The sequence below is a fragment of the Streptomyces sp. NPDC059247 genome (genome assembly GCF_042754005.1).
Lineage (GTDB): Bacteria > Actinomycetota > Actinomycetes > Streptomycetales > Streptomycetaceae > Streptomyces.
In genome coordinates this window covers 882426-899356 of the sequence record NZ_JBHYZW010000001.1, presented here as the reverse complement: position 1 = coordinate 899356, position 16931 = coordinate 882426, and the positions used below count along the sequence as shown (strand labels likewise).

12 protein-coding genes are annotated in these 16931 nt (G+C 74.1%); 9 read left to right on the top strand and 3 right to left on the bottom strand.

Going from position 1 to position 16931, the window contains the following annotated elements; genetic code table 11:
* The first annotated feature begins 4 nt into the window (after positions 1 to 4).
* Entirely contained in the window at positions 5 to 991 is a 987-nt protein-coding gene (locus ACFXGN_RS03735; protein WP_384852955.1) for an ABC transporter ATP-binding protein, read from the top strand.
* Positions 988 to 1779 carry an ABC transporter ATP-binding protein gene (locus ACFXGN_RS03730; protein ID WP_384852952.1) on the top strand — a complete coding sequence of 264 codons (792 nt, stop codon included), beginning with the start codon at positions 988 to 990 and terminating at the stop codon, positions 1777 to 1779. Before ACFXGN_RS03735 ends, ACFXGN_RS03730 begins: the two co-directional genes overlap by 4 nt.
* A 114-nt stretch (positions 1780 to 1893) precedes the next feature.
* On the opposite strand, the gene ACFXGN_RS03725 is transcribed toward ACFXGN_RS03730, so the two are convergent.
* A complete protein-coding gene (locus ACFXGN_RS03725; protein ID WP_384852950.1) occupies positions 1894 to 3594 on the bottom strand; it encodes an alpha/beta hydrolase in 1701 nt (566 codons plus the stop codon).
* A 184-nt stretch (positions 3595 to 3778) separates the two neighbouring features.
* On the opposite strand from ACFXGN_RS03725, the gene ACFXGN_RS03720 reads away from it, so the two are divergent.
* Positions 3779 to 4702 carry a MerR family transcriptional regulator gene (locus tag ACFXGN_RS03720; protein WP_384852947.1) on the top strand — a complete coding sequence of 308 codons (924 nt, stop codon included), beginning with the start codon at positions 3779 to 3781 and terminating at the stop codon, positions 4700 to 4702.
* Positions 4703 to 5009: 307 nt separating this feature from the next.
* Positions 5010 to 5828, top strand: coding sequence for a VOC family protein (locus ACFXGN_RS03715; RefSeq protein WP_384852944.1), 819 nt, complete (start codon positions 5010 to 5012; stop codon positions 5826 to 5828).
* Here ACFXGN_RS03715 and ACFXGN_RS03710 read toward each other — a convergent pair.
* Both ACFXGN_RS03710 and ACFXGN_RS03705 read right to left on the bottom strand, forming a co-directional pair.
* The gene (locus ACFXGN_RS03710) at positions 5797 to 6087 is read right to left on the bottom strand and encodes a hypothetical protein (RefSeq protein ID WP_384852941.1); all 291 of its coding nucleotides are present in this window, start codon (positions 6085 to 6087) and stop codon (positions 5797 to 5799) included. The genes ACFXGN_RS03715 and ACFXGN_RS03710 overlap by 32 nt on opposite strands.
* A gap of 88 nt (positions 6088 to 6175) precedes the next feature.
* Positions 6176 to 7642, bottom strand: coding sequence for an MFS transporter (locus ACFXGN_RS03705; protein WP_384852939.1), 1467 nt, complete (start codon positions 7640 to 7642; stop codon positions 6176 to 6178).
* 203 nt (positions 7643 to 7845) lie between these two features.
* On the opposite strand from ACFXGN_RS03705, the gene ACFXGN_RS03700 reads away from it, so the two are divergent.
* The 5 genes from ACFXGN_RS03700 to ACFXGN_RS03680 all read left to right on the top strand — a co-directional run bounded on the left by ACFXGN_RS03700 (position 7846) and on the right by ACFXGN_RS03680 (position 16768).
* Positions 7846 to 8313, top strand: a complete 468-nt coding sequence (locus ACFXGN_RS03700; RefSeq protein WP_384852936.1) for a MarR family winged helix-turn-helix transcriptional regulator — start codon at positions 7846 to 7848, stop codon at positions 8311 to 8313.
* A 581-nt stretch (positions 8314 to 8894) separates the two neighbouring features.
* On the top strand, positions 8895 to 11879 hold the full coding sequence (locus ACFXGN_RS03695; protein WP_384852933.1) for a carbohydrate binding domain-containing protein: 2985 nt from the start codon (positions 8895 to 8897) through the stop codon (positions 11877 to 11879).
* A gap of 226 nt (positions 11880 to 12105) precedes the next feature.
* Positions 12106 to 13920, top strand: a complete 1815-nt coding sequence (locus ACFXGN_RS03690) for a S8 family serine peptidase (RefSeq protein ID WP_384852930.1) — start codon at positions 12106 to 12108, stop codon at positions 13918 to 13920.
* Positions 13921 to 14136: 216 nt separating this feature from the next.
* Entirely contained in the window at positions 14137 to 15042 is a 906-nt protein-coding gene (locus ACFXGN_RS03685) for a diiron oxygenase (RefSeq protein WP_384852928.1), read from the top strand.
* Between the two features lie 61 nt (positions 15043 to 15103).
* Entirely contained in the window at positions 15104 to 16768 is a 1665-nt protein-coding gene (locus ACFXGN_RS03680) for an FAD-dependent oxidoreductase (protein ID WP_384852925.1), read from the top strand.
* The last annotated feature ends 163 nt before the right edge of the window (positions 16769 to 16931 follow it).

The following is a 16931-nucleotide window of genomic DNA, read 5'->3' as shown; positions in this document are numbered from 1 at the left end:
CACCATGACAGAACGCACGGACCGGGCACCGGTCCTGGAGATCGAGGACCTCGGGGTCCGCCTCGACGGCGACCGGGCCGCCCGGCCGATCCTGGACGGCGTCACGCTGACCGTACGGCCCGGGGAGACCGTCGGCCTGGTCGGCGAGTCCGGCTCCGGCAAGTCCGTGGCCTGCCGGAGCGTCCTGGGCCTGCTGCCCTCCGGCGCCCACGTCTCCGGACGGATACGGGTCGCGGGACAGGACGTCCTCACCATGGACCGCGCCGCGCTGGCCGCGCTGCGGACCCGGCGGGTCGCCATGGTCTTCCAGGACCCGCGCGCCTCCGTCAACCCGCTGCGCCGTATCGGGGACTTCCTCACCGAGGGCCTGCGGGCCGCCGGGACACCCGCCGCCGACGCCACCGCCCGCGCGGTGGAACTCCTCGGAGCCGTCGGCATCCGCGACCCCCGGGGCGCGCTGCGCCGCCGCCCGCACGAGTTCTCCGGCGGGATGCTCCAGCGGGTCGTCATCGCCGCCGCCCTCGCCGCCGAACCGGCGCTGCTCGTCGCCGACGAACCCACCACCGCCCTCGACGTCACGACCCAGGCCGAGATCGTCTCGCTCCTCACCCGGCTGCGCGCCGAACGCGGCACCGGCCTCCTCTTCGTCACCCACGACCTCGAACTGGCCGCCGCGATCTGCGACCGGGTGTACGTGATGTACGCGGGCCGGATCGTCGAGACCCGGGGCGCCGACGAACTGTTCGACCGACCCCGCCACCCGTACACGGCCGGTCTCCTCGCCTGCGCGCCGAGCCTGGAGGCGGGCGCGCCGCCGCCCCGGCCGATCCCGGGGCGGCCGGTGTCCCTGGCCGAACGGGCGCCCGGCTGCGCGTTCGCCGCGCGCTGCGCCCACGCGGTGCCCCGCTGCACCGCCGAAGTGCCCGTCCTGGCCCGCCACGGCGACGGCCTCGCCGCCTGCCACCGCGCCGACGAAGGGATCACCCCGTGACCGACCGGACGAAGGAGGGCCTGGCCGTCACCGGCCTGCGCAAGCGGTACGGCGACCACCTGGCCGTCGACGACGTGTCCTTCACGCTCGCACCGGGCGCCTCGCTCGCCCTCGTCGGGGAGTCCGGCAGCGGCAAGACGACGACCGTCCGGATGCTGGTGGGGCTGGAGCGTCCGGACGGCGGGACGGTCCGGCTGGACGGCCGGGACCGTTCGGCCCGGCCGCGCGGCCGGGCCGAACGGCTGGCGCGGGCCCGCGAGATCCAGATGGTGTTCCAGGACCCGTACCTCTCGCTCGACCCCCGGGTGAGCGTCTCCGGCTGCCTGGACGAGGTGCTCCGGCTGCACACCGGCCTCGGCACGACCGCCCGGCGCGCCCGGGTCGCGGAGCTGCTGGACCAGGTGGGCCTCGGGGCCCGCGAGGCGACGGCCCTGCCCCGGGGCCTGTCCGGCGGGCAGCGGCAGCGCGTCGCCATCGCGCGGGCCCTCGCCGTGGAGCCCCGGGTGCTGGTCCTCGACGAGGCGGTCGCCGCGCTCGACGTGTCGATCCAGGCGCAGATCCTGGACCTGCTCGCCACGATCCGGCGGGAGGCGGGCATCTCGTACCTCTTCGTCACCCACGATCTGGCGGTGGTCCGGCACATCGCGGACGAGGTGATGGTCCTGAAGTCCGGTCAGGTCGTGGAGGCGGGCCCGGCGGACCGGGTGCTGGACGCCCCGGAGCACCCGTACACCCGGCTCCTCCTGGCCTCGGTCCCCCGCCGGGGCTGGTCCCCGGCGGGCCGCTGAGGGGCGGGGCGGCCGTACCGGACCCTGATGGGGGCCGCACCGGACTGACGGGGGGTGTCCGGTGCGGACTGACGGGGGGTCCGGTGCGGACCGACAGAGGGTGTCCGGTGCGGCTCAGTCCGTGAGCCGGGCCAGGACGGCCCGCATGGCCCGTTCCACGGCGGCGCGGGACTCGTCGGTGCGGTCGACGAGTTCGAAGGAGTGGCGGCCGTTCGGCACGTCCACGATCTCGACCTCGGCGCCGCTCGACGCGGCGGCGGCCAGGTACTCCTCGACCGTCGCCGCGAACGCCGGGTGTTCGCGCCCGGCCCGGGTCAGGACGAGCGGCGGTCCGGCCGCCGTGCCCGGCGCGGCGGCCGGCCGGAACCGGTCGTGCACGGCCCGCCAGCCGACGAGCGGCGCGAGGACGGGGTAGTTCGCGGCCAGGCAGCGCAGCCACGGCGGGGGCGCGGCGAGCCAGTCGGCCATCAGGAGCCCGCCGCCGGAGAAGAACCAGAGCGCTATCCGGTCGGCGTCCACCCGGGGGTCGGCGCGGACGGCGTCGACGGTCGCGGCGACGTCCTCGGCGGCCCGGGGGTAGTCGCCGAGGCCGTGCAGCCGGTGGTCCAGGGTCACCCCGATCGCGCCGAGGTCCGCCGCGTAGCGGCCGTAGCCGAGGTAGAACGGGGTGTCGCGCGGGGTGGGCCGCCGGTCGGCCTCGACGGGTCCGCCGTGGACGAAGACGATCGCGGGCCGGGGCCGGTCGCCGGACCGCGCCCCGGCGGGCAGATGCAGGTCGTGGCGGCCCGCGCGCTCGCGCGGCCCCTCGGGCACGTCCAGGAGGAACGGCAGGTCGTACGGGTCGGTGCCGGGGTCGGTGCCGGTGGGGCGCTCCGGCGCGGTGATCCGTTCGCCCTCCCCGGCCGCCGCCCGCAGCAGCACCCCGGCGAGCGCGGTGGGGTCGGAGAGCATCGGCCAGTGTCCGGTGGGGAGTTCGAGGAAGCGCATCCGCTCGTCGGCGAACGCCCGGAACTGCGGCGGGCCGGACGCGACGAGCATCCGCAGCAGGTCGAGGCTCGATCCGTTGCCGCCGCACAGGAGGCCGGTGACCGGCAGCGCCCCGGCCGCCCCGGCCGGGGGGAACGGCCGGGTGAGGGTGTCCGCCGGGTGCGGGACGGCCTCGCGCTCCAGCCGCTCCAGGGCCTCGGCGGGGAGGTCGGCCGTGCTGCCCCAGCGCTCCCAGCCGCCCGGCTCCGGCGGCGGTACGGTCGCGGCGCCGCCGGTGAGCAGGTCGCGGACCCCGGAGTCGGGCAGGGCGTCCACGGCGGCCTGTCCCTCCCGGGGCAGGAGCGTGTCGACGGCGACGATCCGGGCGACGCGTCCGGGGCGCGCTCCGGCGGCGGCGTACGCCGGGTGGAGCCCGTATCCGTGTCCGACGAGGACGACCTCGGGGGCGTCGAGCCGGTCGAGGAGCCGCACGAGGAAGTCGGTGTGCGCCTCGGGACCGACGCGCCCGGGGACGGCGGGGGCGGTGTCTCCGGTACGGGGTTCAGCGGCTCCCGTACGGAGGTCACCGGTGCCGGGGGCGGTCGCTCCCGTACGGGAGGTGCCGGTTCCGGTTCCGGTACGGGGGACGGCGGGCCCCGCGCCCGTGTCCCCGTCCGCCACGCCCGCGCCACCGCTCCCCGGACGGGCGTCGCCGTCCCCCGGCTCGGGGCCGAGGCCCGGCAGGGTCACCGGGTGGGCCTCCGCGCCCTCGGCCCTCAGCGCGGCGGCCGTCGCGTCCCACACCCGGCCGTCGGTGAAGGCACCCGGCACCAGTACGAAAGCGGTCATGTCCGTCTCCTCGTCTCTCACGGGCCCCTCGCGGCGGGGCCGTCTCCCCGGAGCCGTCGGGCGGCCCCGGGGCGGCCACCGTAGGAACTCCCCCTGCGGGAGATTCAAGGCCGGAGCGGTGGCGCACACTGGAGCCGACCGACAGAGGTGTACGCGGGCCCCGGGCCCGAGGGGGGATCACGTCGTGCCGATCGACGGGCTGTGGAGCATCGGTGAACTGGCCGAGCGCGCCGGGGCCACCGTGAAGACCGTGCGCCACTACTCCGACCGGGGGCTGCTGCCGGAGGCCGGGCGCAGCTCCGGCGGGCACCGCCGGTACGGGCCGGAGGCGCTCGACCGGCTCCTCCTCATCCGCTCGCTGCGCGCCCTCGGCCTGCCGGTGCCCGAGGCGGGGCGGGCCCTGGACGGTCCCGAGGCCCTGGAGGAGGCCGTGTCGGGGCAGTTGCGCGAGGTGGGCGACCGGCTGGCGGAGCTGCGCTGGCGGGAGGCGTCGCTGCGGCTGGTGCGGGAGGCGCCGGAGGAACGGCGGAGCGAGCGGTTGCGGCTGCTCGGCGCGGTGCCCGTGCCGCCCGACACCACGGTGCTCGCCCGGTTCTGGCGCCGTGTCCTGCCGGTGCGGCTGCCGGGCCGGGTGGTGTCGTCGGTCCTCGACGCGGTGGTGCCGGGCACCCCTGCGGAGCCGACGCCGGAGCAGGTCCTGGCCTTCGCCCGGCTGCACGCGCTGGTGTCCGGGGCGGGTCTGGGTCCGGCGGAGCTGCGGACGGCCCGGCCGCTGCCGGACGGGGAGTACCGGCCCGCCGTGCTGTACGAGGGTCTGACCGAGGTGTACGGGGCGGCCTGGGACGCGGTGCGGACCGGGCGGGACGCGGCGGGGGCGGGGGTCCTCGACGGGTTCGTCGCCGCCTACGCGCGGGCGCTCGGGGTCCGTGACACCCCGGCGTTCCGGGTCCGGCTGACGGAACTGCTCGCCGCGCACGAGGGGCCCCTGATGGTCCGTTACTGGAAGCTGGCGCCCGTGCTGTTCGGCCCCGACGAGCCGGTCCTCGGGCTGCTGCACCACCGGCTCGGCGCCTCGCTGCGGGTCCAGGTCGGTGAGCTGACCGCCTGAGGTCTCCCCGGCCCCGGGGGCACGGCCCACCGGGCGGCCGGGTCCAGCGCCCGGAGGCGATCCCGCGCCCGCGTGCCTCCGGCGCGGTCCGGTGGCCGACCCGTACGGCTTCCGGGTCCGTGCCGGTCGTGGGGGCTTCCCCGAGGGCGGGCCGGGGCCGCCCATGACCGGACCCCGTACGCGTCGGGTCGTGGGTGGTCGTACCCGGGCGTGTGGTGATCGGCGGCAGTCGGGGGAACGGGAGCGTGCGGGGCGGCGGAGAGGGGAAGGGGCGCACGGCGCACGCAGCGCGCTGGACGACGAGGAGGTGGTGCCGGTGTCGGGGCCGACGACCGGGAAGACGGTGGGAGCGCCGTGCTGGCTGGGTCTGACCGCACGCGATCTGGAGGCGGCGGAGCGGTTCTACGGGGCGGTGCTCGGCTGGACGTTCCGGCGGGGCGAAGGGGAGCGCGCGTACGCGGTGGGTGAGCGGGACGGGGTGCCGGTGGCCGGGATCGCGGGGGTGGCGGCGGAGCTGTCGGTGCCGGTGGCGTGGACGGCGTTCTTCGCCGTGGCCGACGCCGACGCGGCGGTGGCGCGCGTGCGGGAGCGGGGCGGCACGGTGGGGGTGGGCCCGGTGCCCTTCCCGCCGCGCGGGCGGGCGGCGCTGGCGACGGACCGGGAGGGGGCGTCGTTCGGGGTGTGGGAGGGGCGGACGGAGACCCCCTGGCACCTGGGTGAGCGGACCGCGCCCGCGTGGCTGGAACTGCACACCCGGGACGCCTTCGAGGCGGCCGTGTTCTACGGGGAGGTGTTCCGCTGGGCGGACGGCGGGCCGGGGGGATTCGAGGTGTCGTACGAGGAGGACAAGGTGGTGCTGCGGCACGACGGCGAGGCCGTCGCCCGGTTGAACAGCGGTCCCGTGGAGGCCACCGCCCCGCAGCCGCAGTTGCGTCCGCGCTGGCTCGTACGGTTCCGGGTGCCCGATCCGGAGGCGGCGCGGGAGGCGGTCGTGGCGCACGGTGGTTCGGTGGTGCCGGGCGGGGACTGGGGCGGGGTGCGCGGGTCCGCCGGGCGCGGGCCGGTGGTGGTGCGCGATCCGGAGGGCGCGCTCTTCACCCTTGAGGCGGCCGGGCCGCACTCCTGAGGCGCCCGGCCGTCGCCCGGCCCCGCGCCCTCGGGCGATGGCCGGGGACGCGGGGCCGGGCGGGGCTGACCGGAGCCGGTCGGGCGGCGGCTCGTTCGGTGACGGTCCCGCGTACGGCGGTGGCGACGGCCCCCGCCCGGCCGGGCGGCGGGGCCGGGTCGGCGCCGGGTTCGCCGCACTCGGCCAGGGTGGCGACGAGGTCGCGGGCGATGCGTCCGGGGCCCTGCGGGCGGATGCGGCGGTTGCGCAGGACCGTCATGCCGTAGCGGAGTCGGCTGAGGGCGGTACCGGACGAGGGGGCTCCTGACGCGGCCCGTGCTCGGGCGGGACGCCGGACGCCGGGCCGTTCAGGCGGTGGCCTCCGTGGCGGTGCGCGGCGCGGCCCCGGGGTCCGTGCCGGTACGGGTGTCGGCGGGACCGGCCGCCGGACGGGTGGGGATGAGCGCGGCGACGGCGGCGGCCACCAGGCCGACTCCGCAGCCGATGAGCACGGCGACGCGGAAGGCGTTCTCGGAGGGCAGGGCGTGGCCGCCGAGGGTGGTGGTCATCTGGGCGAGGACCACGCCGATGACGGCGGCGGAGACGGAGGTGCCGATGGAGCGCATCAGGGTGTTGAAGCTGTTCGCGGAGGCGGTCTCCTCCTGGGGGACGGCGCCCATGATGAGGGCGGGCATGGCCCCGTAGGCGAGTCCGACGCCGGTGTTGCAGACGAGGGTGACGAGCAGCAGGCCCCAGGTGCTGCCCATGAGGACGAACGCGGAGCCGTATCCGGCGGCGATGACGAGGGCTCCGAGGGAGAGCGTCACCTTGGGGCCGCGGGCGGCGGAGAGCTTGGCGCCGAGCGGGGCGAGGGCCATCATCATCAGGCCCGCGGGCGCCATCCACAGGCCCATGGCCATCATCGACTGGCCGAGTCCGTAGCCGGTGGCCTCGGGGAGCTGGAACAGCTGGGGGACGACCAGGGACTGGGCGTACATGGCGAATCCGACGAGGATCGACGCCAGGTTGGTCATGAGGACGACCGGGCGGACGGTGACCCGGAGGTCGACGAGGGGTTCGGCGATACGCAGTTCCCAGACGCCCCAGCCGAGCAGGACGACGGCGGCGACGGCGAAGAGGCCGAGGGTGGTGCCGCTGCCCCAGCCCCAGGTCGCGCCCTTGGAGACGGCGAGCAGCAGGGCGACGAGTCCGACGCCGAGACCGAGCGCGCCGAGGAGGTCGAAGCGTCCGGCGGCGGGAGTGCGGCGGCCGGCGGGGGCGACGCGCCAGATGAGGACGCCGACGAGGGCGCTGAGTCCGGCGGCGACCCAGAAGAGCACCCGCCAGCTGGCGTTCTCGGCGACGGCGGCGGAGAAGGGCAGGCCGAGGGCGCCGCCGACGCCCATGGAGGCGCTCATGAGGGCGATGGAGCCGCCGAGCCTCGCGGGCGGGAGGATGTCGCGGAGCAGGCTGATGCCGAGCGGGACGACGCCCATGCCGAGGCCCTGGAGTCCGCGTCCGACGATCATCGGGACGAGGGAGGAGGCGAGGGCGCAGACCACGGAGCCGACGACGAGCGGGACCACCGAGACGAGCAGGACGCGCCGCTTGCCGAGGGTGTCGCCGAGGCGTCCGGCGACGGGGGTGGCGACGGCGCCCGCCAGGAGGGTGGCGGTGATCACCCAGGAGGCGTCGGCTGCGGTGGTGCCGAGCAGCCGGGGGAGGTCGCCGATGAGCGGTACGACCAGGGTCTGCATGAGCGCGGCCACGATGCCCGCGAGCGCGAGGACGCCGACGACGCCTCCTGGTCGGGCGTCGGGCTTGGTGACGTCCACGTGTTCTCCCTCTTGCTCATCACGACTGGCTTCCACGACCGTCTTCCACGCCTGCTCCGCCGCTGTTCCGGGGCTGCTTCCGAGCCGCTCCCGAGCCGCTTCCGAAGCGCTTCCGAGGTCTTTCTATGCATGATGCACATTAATTGCCGCATACACAAGTTATGTATGATGCACAGGTCGTCGCCTCAGGAGAGAATGTGCCCATGGACAAGCCCGTGGACAAGCCCACCCGTCTGGTCGAGTTCGAGACCATGCTGCTCGGGCGGCACGCCCACCTCTACGCACCCCGCTCCCGGATGGGCGGCGGCAATCTCGACCGCAGCGCCTACGTCCTGCTGAGCCGCATCCACATCCACGGACCGATGTCCATCGGGCAGCTCAGCGAGGCCTTCGGGCTCGACGCCTCGACCCTCAACCGGCAGACGGCCGCGATGCTCCGCGCCGGGGTCGTGGAGCGCATCCCCGACCCGGACGGCGGCATCGCCCGCAAGTTCCGCATCACCGAGGAGGGCGAGCGGCGCCTCGAAGACGACCGCACCGCCAACATCGCGGGCCTCGAACGGGTCATGGAGCACTGGACGCCCGAGGACGTGTCCCGGTTCGCCGAGTTCCTCGAACGCTTCAACCGGGACATCGAGCGGCTCGAAGGCCGCCCCTGGCCGCGCCCCTGAGGAGCCATCACCCCACGACGACCCCCGGCCCCGCGTCCGGCCACCGCCGCCCCGGACGCCCTCGGGTCGCCCGGGGCGACCGGGGTGCCCGGGTCGCCCAGGGTGCCCGACCGGGGCCGCCGACCGTCCCCGAAGTCCGACCCGCCCGTTCAGGCCGCCGTTCAGACCGCCGCGCGCCCCCCGGCGGCCCCCGCGACGAAGCCCGTGCCCACCGCCACCGACGACGGCGAGGGCGAGGGCCACGACCGGGCCGGAGCGCCCCCGCACAGGGAGCGCGAGCACTCCGGCGAGCAGGTCGGCGACACGGCGGATGCCGGTAACTCCGCGCGTGGAGCGCGAGCCCCTCATGGAGCACGCACAGGGGCGCGGGCAGCGTCACCGGGCGGGTCTTCCCGCATTCCGGACGTTGATCACCGAAGCGCACCACATCACCCCCGAACCCTTTACGCCAGGATCCGGCGGCGGTAACTTCCGGCCGATGCAAGATGTTTCCGCAATTTTCCGTATGCGTTTCCAACAGTGTCGGCCCCTGCCCGGGGAGAGCTCTGTCCGGTGACGCTCGGCCCTGTCTGGAGATCCGGATGACCCCCACCCGCAGACGGCTTCCGGGCCGCGCGGCGACCGCCCTGGCGGTCGCCGCAGGCGTCCTCGGCCTGATGACCGCGCCCGGCGGCGGCGCGCCCTCCCCCCGTACGGCGCCGGTCGCCGCCACCGCCGACGCCACGGCCACGGTCTTCTACTGGACGAAGACGAAGAACTGGGCGCGGTACAACCTGCACTACGCGCCCGACGGCGGTTCCTGGACCACCGTCCCCGGCACGGCCATGGAGCCCGCCTGCCCGGACTGGGTGAAGAAGACCGTCCCCCTCGGCCCGGCCGCCGGGCTCCGGGCCACCTTCAACGACGGCGGCGGCACCTGGGACAACAACGGCGGCCGGAACTACGCCCTGGGCACCGGGAGCGTCACCGTCAAGGACGGGGCCGTCGCCCACTCCGACCCGTGCGGCGACACCGGACCGACTCCGGGTCCGGGCGCGAGGGCGACCGTCTACTACTCGACCGAGGCGCTCGGCTGGTCCACGGCCAACATCCACTACCAGCCGGTCGGCGGCGCCTGGACGAGCGTGCCCGGCGTCGGGATGCGGGCCGCCTGTCCCGGCTGGTGGAAGCAGGAGATCGACCTCGGCACCGCCACCGGGCTCAGGGCCGCCTTCAACAACGGCAACGGCACCTGGGACAACAACCGGGGCTCCGACTACGCGCTGGGCACCGGCGTCAGCACCGTACGGAACAACGTGGTGACGGCGGGCGCGAGCGACCCGTGCGCCGCCGAGACGCCCGACACCCTGCCGCCGACCGCGCCCGCGCGGCTCAGCGCCCGGCCCGACGGCACCTCCGTCCTGCTCACCTGGGACGCCGCCACCGACGACAGGGGCGTGACGAAGTACCAGGTCACCCGGGTCGGCGGCAGCGGCACGGTCGTGACCGACACCTCCTCCACCGTCCACTCGGACACGGGGCTCGCCGAACGGACCGCGTACACCTACACGGTGCGGGCCGTGGACGCGGCGGGGAACGTCTCCGCCGCCTCCGCCCCGGCGACCGCCACCACCGGCGACGCCCCCGCGACCCCCGCCACGGGCAGGCCGCTCGGGACCGACCCCCGCAAGGACCCGATCTACTTCGTCCTCACCGCCCGCTTCAACGACGGCGACCCGGCCAACAACCGGGGCGGCGGCCAGCACGTGAAGTCGGGCAACGCGGCCAACGACGACCCCATGTTCCGGGGCGACTTCAAGGGCCTCATCCAGAAGCTCGACTACGTCAAGGGGCTGGGCTTCTCCGCGCTCTGGGTGACCCCGGTCGTCCTCAACCGCTCGGACTACGACTACCACGGCTACCACGGCTGGGACTTCTACCGGGTGGACCCGCGCCTGGAGTCCGCCGGAGCCTCCTACCAGGACCTGATCGACGCGGCCCACGCCAAGGGCATGAAGATCTACCAGGACGTCGTCTACAACCATTCCTCCCGCTGGGGCGCCAAGGGCCTGTTCACACCCACCGTGTACGGCGTCCGGGACGCCCAGTGGAGCTGGTACTACGACGAGAAGCAGCCCGGCTTCGAGTACGACGGTCTGACGGTCGACCCGAAGTCCGGCAAGTCGCACTCCAACGGGGACCTGTGGTCGACGGCCGAGCCGACCGGGAACACCTGCGTGAACTGGGGTAAGCCGACCGGCGGGAAGAGCGCCGAGGGCTACACCGTCTACAACTGCCAGTGGCCGAGCCCGACGTCCGGCATGTTCCCCAAATCGCTCTACCACCAGTGCTGGATCGGCAACTGGGAGGGCGAGGACTCCCGTTCCTGCTGGCTCCACGAGGACCTGGCGGACTTCGACACGGAGAACACGGCCGTCCAGAACTATCTGATCGGCGCGTACGACAAGTACATCGACATGGGCGTGGACGGCTTCCGCGTCGACACCGCCGTCCACATCCCGCGCACCACCTGGAACCGGCGCTTCCTGCCCGCGATCCAGGAAAGGGTGACACAACGTCACGGAGCGGAGGCAGCGAAGAACTTCTTCGTCTTCGGCGAGGTGGCCGCCTTCGTCAACGACAAGTGGAACCGGGGCTCGGTGAACCACTCGGCGCAGTTCTACACCTGGAAGGAGCGCAAGGAGTACGACGCCGACGACACCAGGGCAGCCCTGGAGATGTACGAGTACGAGCAGCGGCAGGGCACCGGGAACCAGCCCACCTCCACCAACGCCTTCCTCGCCGGGAACAGTTACCACACCCCCGACCGCAGCCGGTTCTCGGGCATGAACGTCATCGACATGCGGATGCACATGAACTTCGGCGATGCGCAGAACGCCTTCTCCAACGGCAAGGACTCCGACGACAGTTACCAGGACGCCACCTACAACGTCGTCTATGTCGACAGCCACGACTACGGCCCCAACAAGTCCAGCGAGCGGTACGCGGGCGGCACCGACGCCTGGGCCGAGAACATGTCCCTGATGTGGACCTTCCGCGGCATCCCGACGCTGTACTACGGCTCCGAGATCGAGTTCCAGAAGGGGAAGAAGATCGACTGCGGGCCCGGTTGTCCGCTCGCCACCACCGGCCGCGCCTACTTCGGCGACCATGTCGCGGGCTCCGTCACCGCCAGTGACTTCTCCCAGGTCTCCGCCGCCTCCGGGGCGGTCGCCACCACCCTGCGACAGCCCCTGGTCAAGCACGTGCAACGGCTCAACCAGATCCGCCGGGCCGTCCCCGCGCTCCAGCTGGGCCAGTACTCCACCGAGGGCGTCTCCGGCGCGATGGCGTTCAAGCGCCGCTACACCGCCGCCGGTACGGACAGCTTCGCGCTGGTCACGGTCTCGGGCGGGGCCACCTTCACCGGAGTCCCCAACGGCACGTACGCGGACGCCGTCACCGGCGACGTCCGTACCGTCACCGACGGCACCCTCGTGGTCGCCGCGCCCGGCAAGGGCAACCTGCGGGTGTACGTGCTCGGCGGCACCGGCCGGATCGGCGACCCCGGTCCGTACCTCAAGTAGCCCTCGGTGACGGGGTGGACGGCGCACTGAAGGGCGCCGTCCACCCGTCACCGGTCGCGCCGCGCCGACCCGCGTCACCCTGTGTGCGGTCAACAGTGCGTAACGCGAACAGACTTCTCGGGCAGAACCCTTCCCTCCGGTCCGTGATTCTGGGATCTTGCGTCCACCCCACACATCACAGGACCCGGCGGGCGCCACCCGCGCCACCGGGTCATCGGAGGACGCATTGTTTTCCCACATATCCAGCCGGTTGAGAACGTCGGCCGTCGCCGTCGCCGCCCTCGGAACGGCCGTGGCCCTCGCCACTCCCGTCCACGCGGCCCCCACGGACACCGCGCCCGTCGCCCCCCGTTCCGCGACGGCGGCGCAGCCCGCCCCGGCGGCGAAGGCGGCGGCGCCCGCCGCCTGGGCCGCGGGCACCCGCGCCTATCTGGTGATCACGGCGCCCGGCGGCACCGCCGCGGTGAGCGGCGCCGTGGCGACCAGCGGCGGTTCGGTCTTCGCCACGTACGACGCGATCGGCGTGATCGTGGCGCACTCGACGTCCACGACGTTCGCCTCCTCGATGCGCGCCGTCGGCGGTGTCCAGCAGGTCGGGGCGACCCGGACCTCGGACGTCCCGGCCGACGCCTACAACCCGGCGCTCCCGGCGAACCCGGCGCAGTCGGCGACGACGCTGACCGAGTCCAACCGCTGGGACATGACGCAGATCAAGGCCGAGCAGGCCTGGGCCGTCACCACCGGTTCGGCCTCGGTGAAGGTCGGCATCCTCGACACCGGCGTGGACGACCAGCACCAGGACATCGCGCCCAACTTCAACGCCGCCGACTCGGCCTCCTGCGCCTACGGCAAGGCGGACACCCGCGCCGGTGCCTGGCGGGACGTCGGCACCCACGGAACGCACGTCGCGGGCACGGTCGCGGCGGCGAAGAACGGCAAGGGCGTCATCGGCGTCGCGCCCGGCGTGAAGATATCCTCGGTCCGCATAGCGGAGCCGACCAGCAGCCTGTTCTTCGCGGAGAACACGATCTGCGGCTTCGTCTGGGCCGGTGACCACGGCTTCAAGGTCACCAACAACAGCTACTACACGGACCCGTGGCAGTTCAACTGCCCGGACAACGTGGACCAGGCCGCCATCATCGAGGGCGTCCGCCGGGCGCAGGAGTACGCCGAGGGCAAGGGTTCGCTCCAGGTGGCCGCCGCGGGCAACTCCAACTACGACCTGGCGAACAAGACGACCGACTCCGAGAGCCCCAACGACTCGACGCCGGTCACCCGCACCATCACCAACGCGTGCATCGACATCCCGACGGAGCTGCCGGGCGTGGTGACGGTCGCCGCGCAGGGCAGCGGCGGCGCCAAGTCCTCGTACTCGAACCTCGGCAACGGCGTGATCGACATCGCGGCTCCGGGCGGTGACGGCGCCACCGGCGTCTACTCGACGCTCCCCGGCGGCAAGTACGGCACGATGAGCGGCACGTCGATGGCGTCCCCGCACGTCGCGGGTGTCGCCGCGCTGATCGCGAGCGTGAACCCGACGTTCACCCCGGCGCAGATCCGGGACCAGTTGGGCGTTCAGGCCACGGACCGGGCGTGCCCCTCGGACACCCGCTGCAAGGGCACCACGGCGAAGAACGGATTCTTCGGCGAGGGGGCGGTCGACGCCCTGAAGGCCGTCGGCGGTACGACCCCGCAGCCCGGGGCGTACTTCGAGAACCTCGCGGACGTCACGATCGTCGACAACGCGACGGTCGAGAGCGCGATCACGGTCAGCGGTGTGACGGGCAACGCCCCGGCCGCCCTGAAGGTGGGCGTGGACGTCAAGCACACCTACATCGGTGACCTGAAGATCGACCTGGTGGCGCCGGACGGCACCGTGTACGTCCTGCACAACCGGACGGGCGGCGGTACGGACAACATCCTCCAGACCTACACCGTCAACGCCTCGTCCGAGGTGGCGAACGGCGTGTGGAAGCTGCGCGTGAACGACAACGCGGCACAGGACTCGGGCAAGATCGACGCCTGGAACCTCACCTTCTAGCAGCGTGCGACCCCCGGACGGGGCCGGAGCCGACAGGCTCCGGCCCCGTTCGCGTGTCCGGCCGGTGCCGCCGTCGAACTCTCCCCGGAGAATTGGTCCTTACCGAGGGGTAGGCCCGTAAGGGGCCCTTGTTATACGTTCCATCCAACAAGCTTGCTAGACACGATGTCTAACAAGAGCCCGGACCGGCGCACCCGCGACCCGAGGAGCCGCACCATGGCAAGGAGCACCGCCCGCACCGGCGGCCCCGACCAGGACGACGTCGCCGAGCGGCTGCTCTCTTCGGCCGCCAGGCTCTCGTACGACCCCGCCGTCGAGGTCGACTGGGACACCCCGCTCGACAAGGACTTCCACGGCCAGAGCCCCGAGTGGAACAGCCTCTACGGCACCGCGTACTGGCGGGAGATGACCGAGGAGCGGCGCAAGGAGCTGACCCGGCAGGAGTCCGCCTCCGTCGCCAGCACCGGCATCTGGTTCGAGATGATCCTCCAGCAGATGGTGCTCCGCGACATCTACCTCATGGACCACACCGACCCCCGGTTCCAGTGGGCCCTCACCGAGATCGCCGACGAGTGCCGGCACTCCATCATGTTCGCCCGCGGCTCCCGGAAGCTCGGGGCGCCGCCCTACCGGCCCCGCCGCACGGTCCTCGAACTCGGCCGCCTCATCAAGACCTTCGGCTTCGGCGAGGCCGCGTACGCGGGCATCCTGGTCGCCGAGGAGGTCCTCGACGTCATGCAGCGCGACTGGATGCGCGACGAGCGGGTGGTCCCCTTCGTCCGCACGATCAACAACATCCATGTCGTCGAGGAATCACGGCACATGAGGTTCGCCCGGGACGAGACCCGCCGCCGCCTCGCCCGCGCGAGCCGCGCCCGCCGCCACTTCCAGGCACTCGTGGTCGCCGTCGCCGCGTACCACATCGTCACCAGCCTGGTGAACCCCGAGGTGTACGAGCGCGCCGGGCTCGACCCGGAGCGCGCCCGCCGCGAAGCCGCCGCGAACGAGCACTACAAGGCGCGGCTCCGCGCCAGTTGCGCCGGACTGATGGGCTTCCTCTCCGACGTCGGCATGTTGACCCGTCCCGCGCTCTTCTTCTACCGGCGCGCCCACCTCCTCTGAACCGGCCCGCGGCACGGACGGACCGACGAGCAGCCCCGACGAGCGGAGCGGAGCCGACACCATGGCCTACGCCATCACCCAGACCTGCTGCACCGACGCCACCTGCGTCGCCGTCTGCCCGGTCGCCTGCATCCACCCGGCGCCCGGGGAACCCGGCTTCGGCACCACGGAGATGCTGTACGTGGACCCCCGGTCCTGCATCGACTGCGGTGCCTGCGCCGACGCCTGCCCGGTGGACGCGATCCTCCCCGTGGACCGGCTGACCGGACCGCTCGCCGCGTACGAGGGGATCAACGCGGCCCACTACGCGGACCGGCCGCCCGCCCCTCCCGCCGCCCCGCCCACCTTCCACTCCTGGGGGGAGCCCGCCTTCCCCCGCTCGCTGCCCTCCGACTTCACACCGCTGCGCGTCGCCGTCGTCGGCACCGGGCCCGCGGGCCTGTACGCCGCCGAGGACCTGCTCCTCCACACCCCGTCCGAGGTGACGCTGATCGACCGGCTGCCGGTGGCCGGAGGACTCCTCCGCTACGGCGTGGCGCCCGACCACCCCGCCACCAAGGGCGCCGGGGAGGCCTTCGCCCGCTTCCACTCCCACCCCCGGGTACGGCTGAGGCTCGGGGTCCGGATCGGCCGGGACGTGACCGCCGGGGAACTCTCCGCACACCACGACGCCGTGGTGTACGCGGTCGGCGCGCCCGCCGACCGGCGGCTCGGCATCCCCGGCGAGGACCTGCCGGGCAGCGTCTCCGCGACCTCCCTGGTGTCCTGGTACAACGCCCACCCCGAGACCGGCCCGGACGCCGTCCGGCTCCCCTCCCCCGCCGCACGGGTCCTCGTCGTCGGCAACGGCAACGTGGCCCTCGACGTCGCCCGCGTCCTCCTCTCCGACCCGGCCGTCCTCGCCCGCACCGACATCGCCGACCACGCCCTGGCCGCCCTGCGCACCGACCCCGTCCGCGAGGTCGTCCTGCTGGCCCGCCGGGGCCCCGGGCAGGCGGCGTACACGACCTCCGAGCTCCTCGCCCTGCGGCACCTGCCGGGCGTCGACCTGGTCGTCGACGACCACGACCCGCGCACCGGCGCGGCCGTGGACGCCGCCGGGACCGGGGAGAAGGCCGCGCTGCTCCACGGCGTCGCCCGCGAGCCGGTGGACTGGGCACGGCCCCCCGCGCCCGGCCGCCGCCGGATCGTCCTCCGCTTCCACTCGGCTCCCGTCGAAGTGCTCGGCGGGGACTCCGTCCGCGCGGTCCGGGTCACCGGCGGAAGCTCCCCCTCGGGTACGGAGATCGGGGTGGGGCTCCTCGTCCGCGCCATCGGCCACCGGGGCGTCCCGCTGCCGGGGCTGCCCTTCGACGAGACCACCGGAACGGTGCCGCACACCGCCGGGCGCGTCACCGGGCTGCCCGGGAGCTACGTCGTCGGCTGGATCAAGCGCGGTCCCACCGGAGGCATCGGGGCCAACCGGAGCTGCGCCGGAGAGACGGTCGGAAGTCTCCTGGCGGACGCGGTCGGCGGCGCGCTGCCGACGCCCACGGGCACCGAGAGGGAGTTCCGCAGGCTGGTCAGGAGCCGCGGCGGGCAGGTGGTCGACGCGCGGGGCCTCGCGGCCATCGAGCGGACCGAACGGGCGAGGGGCCGGGCGGCGGGGCGTCCCCGGGTCAAGCTGGCCACGGTTCCGGAGCTGCTCGCGGCGGCGCGGCGCGGCCGGTGGCGGCCCGGGGGCTGATCACGGACGTACGGGCCCGGCCCGGCCGCGCGGCGGGGGGGCGTCGGGCCGCGAGGCCCGGTCGAGGGACCGGGACCGGCCGAGGCGGTCCGGTGCCACTCCGGTGACGGTCCTGGGACCGGCGGCCGAAGCTCTTCCCGCGGGCTCCCGGGTGATCAGTCAG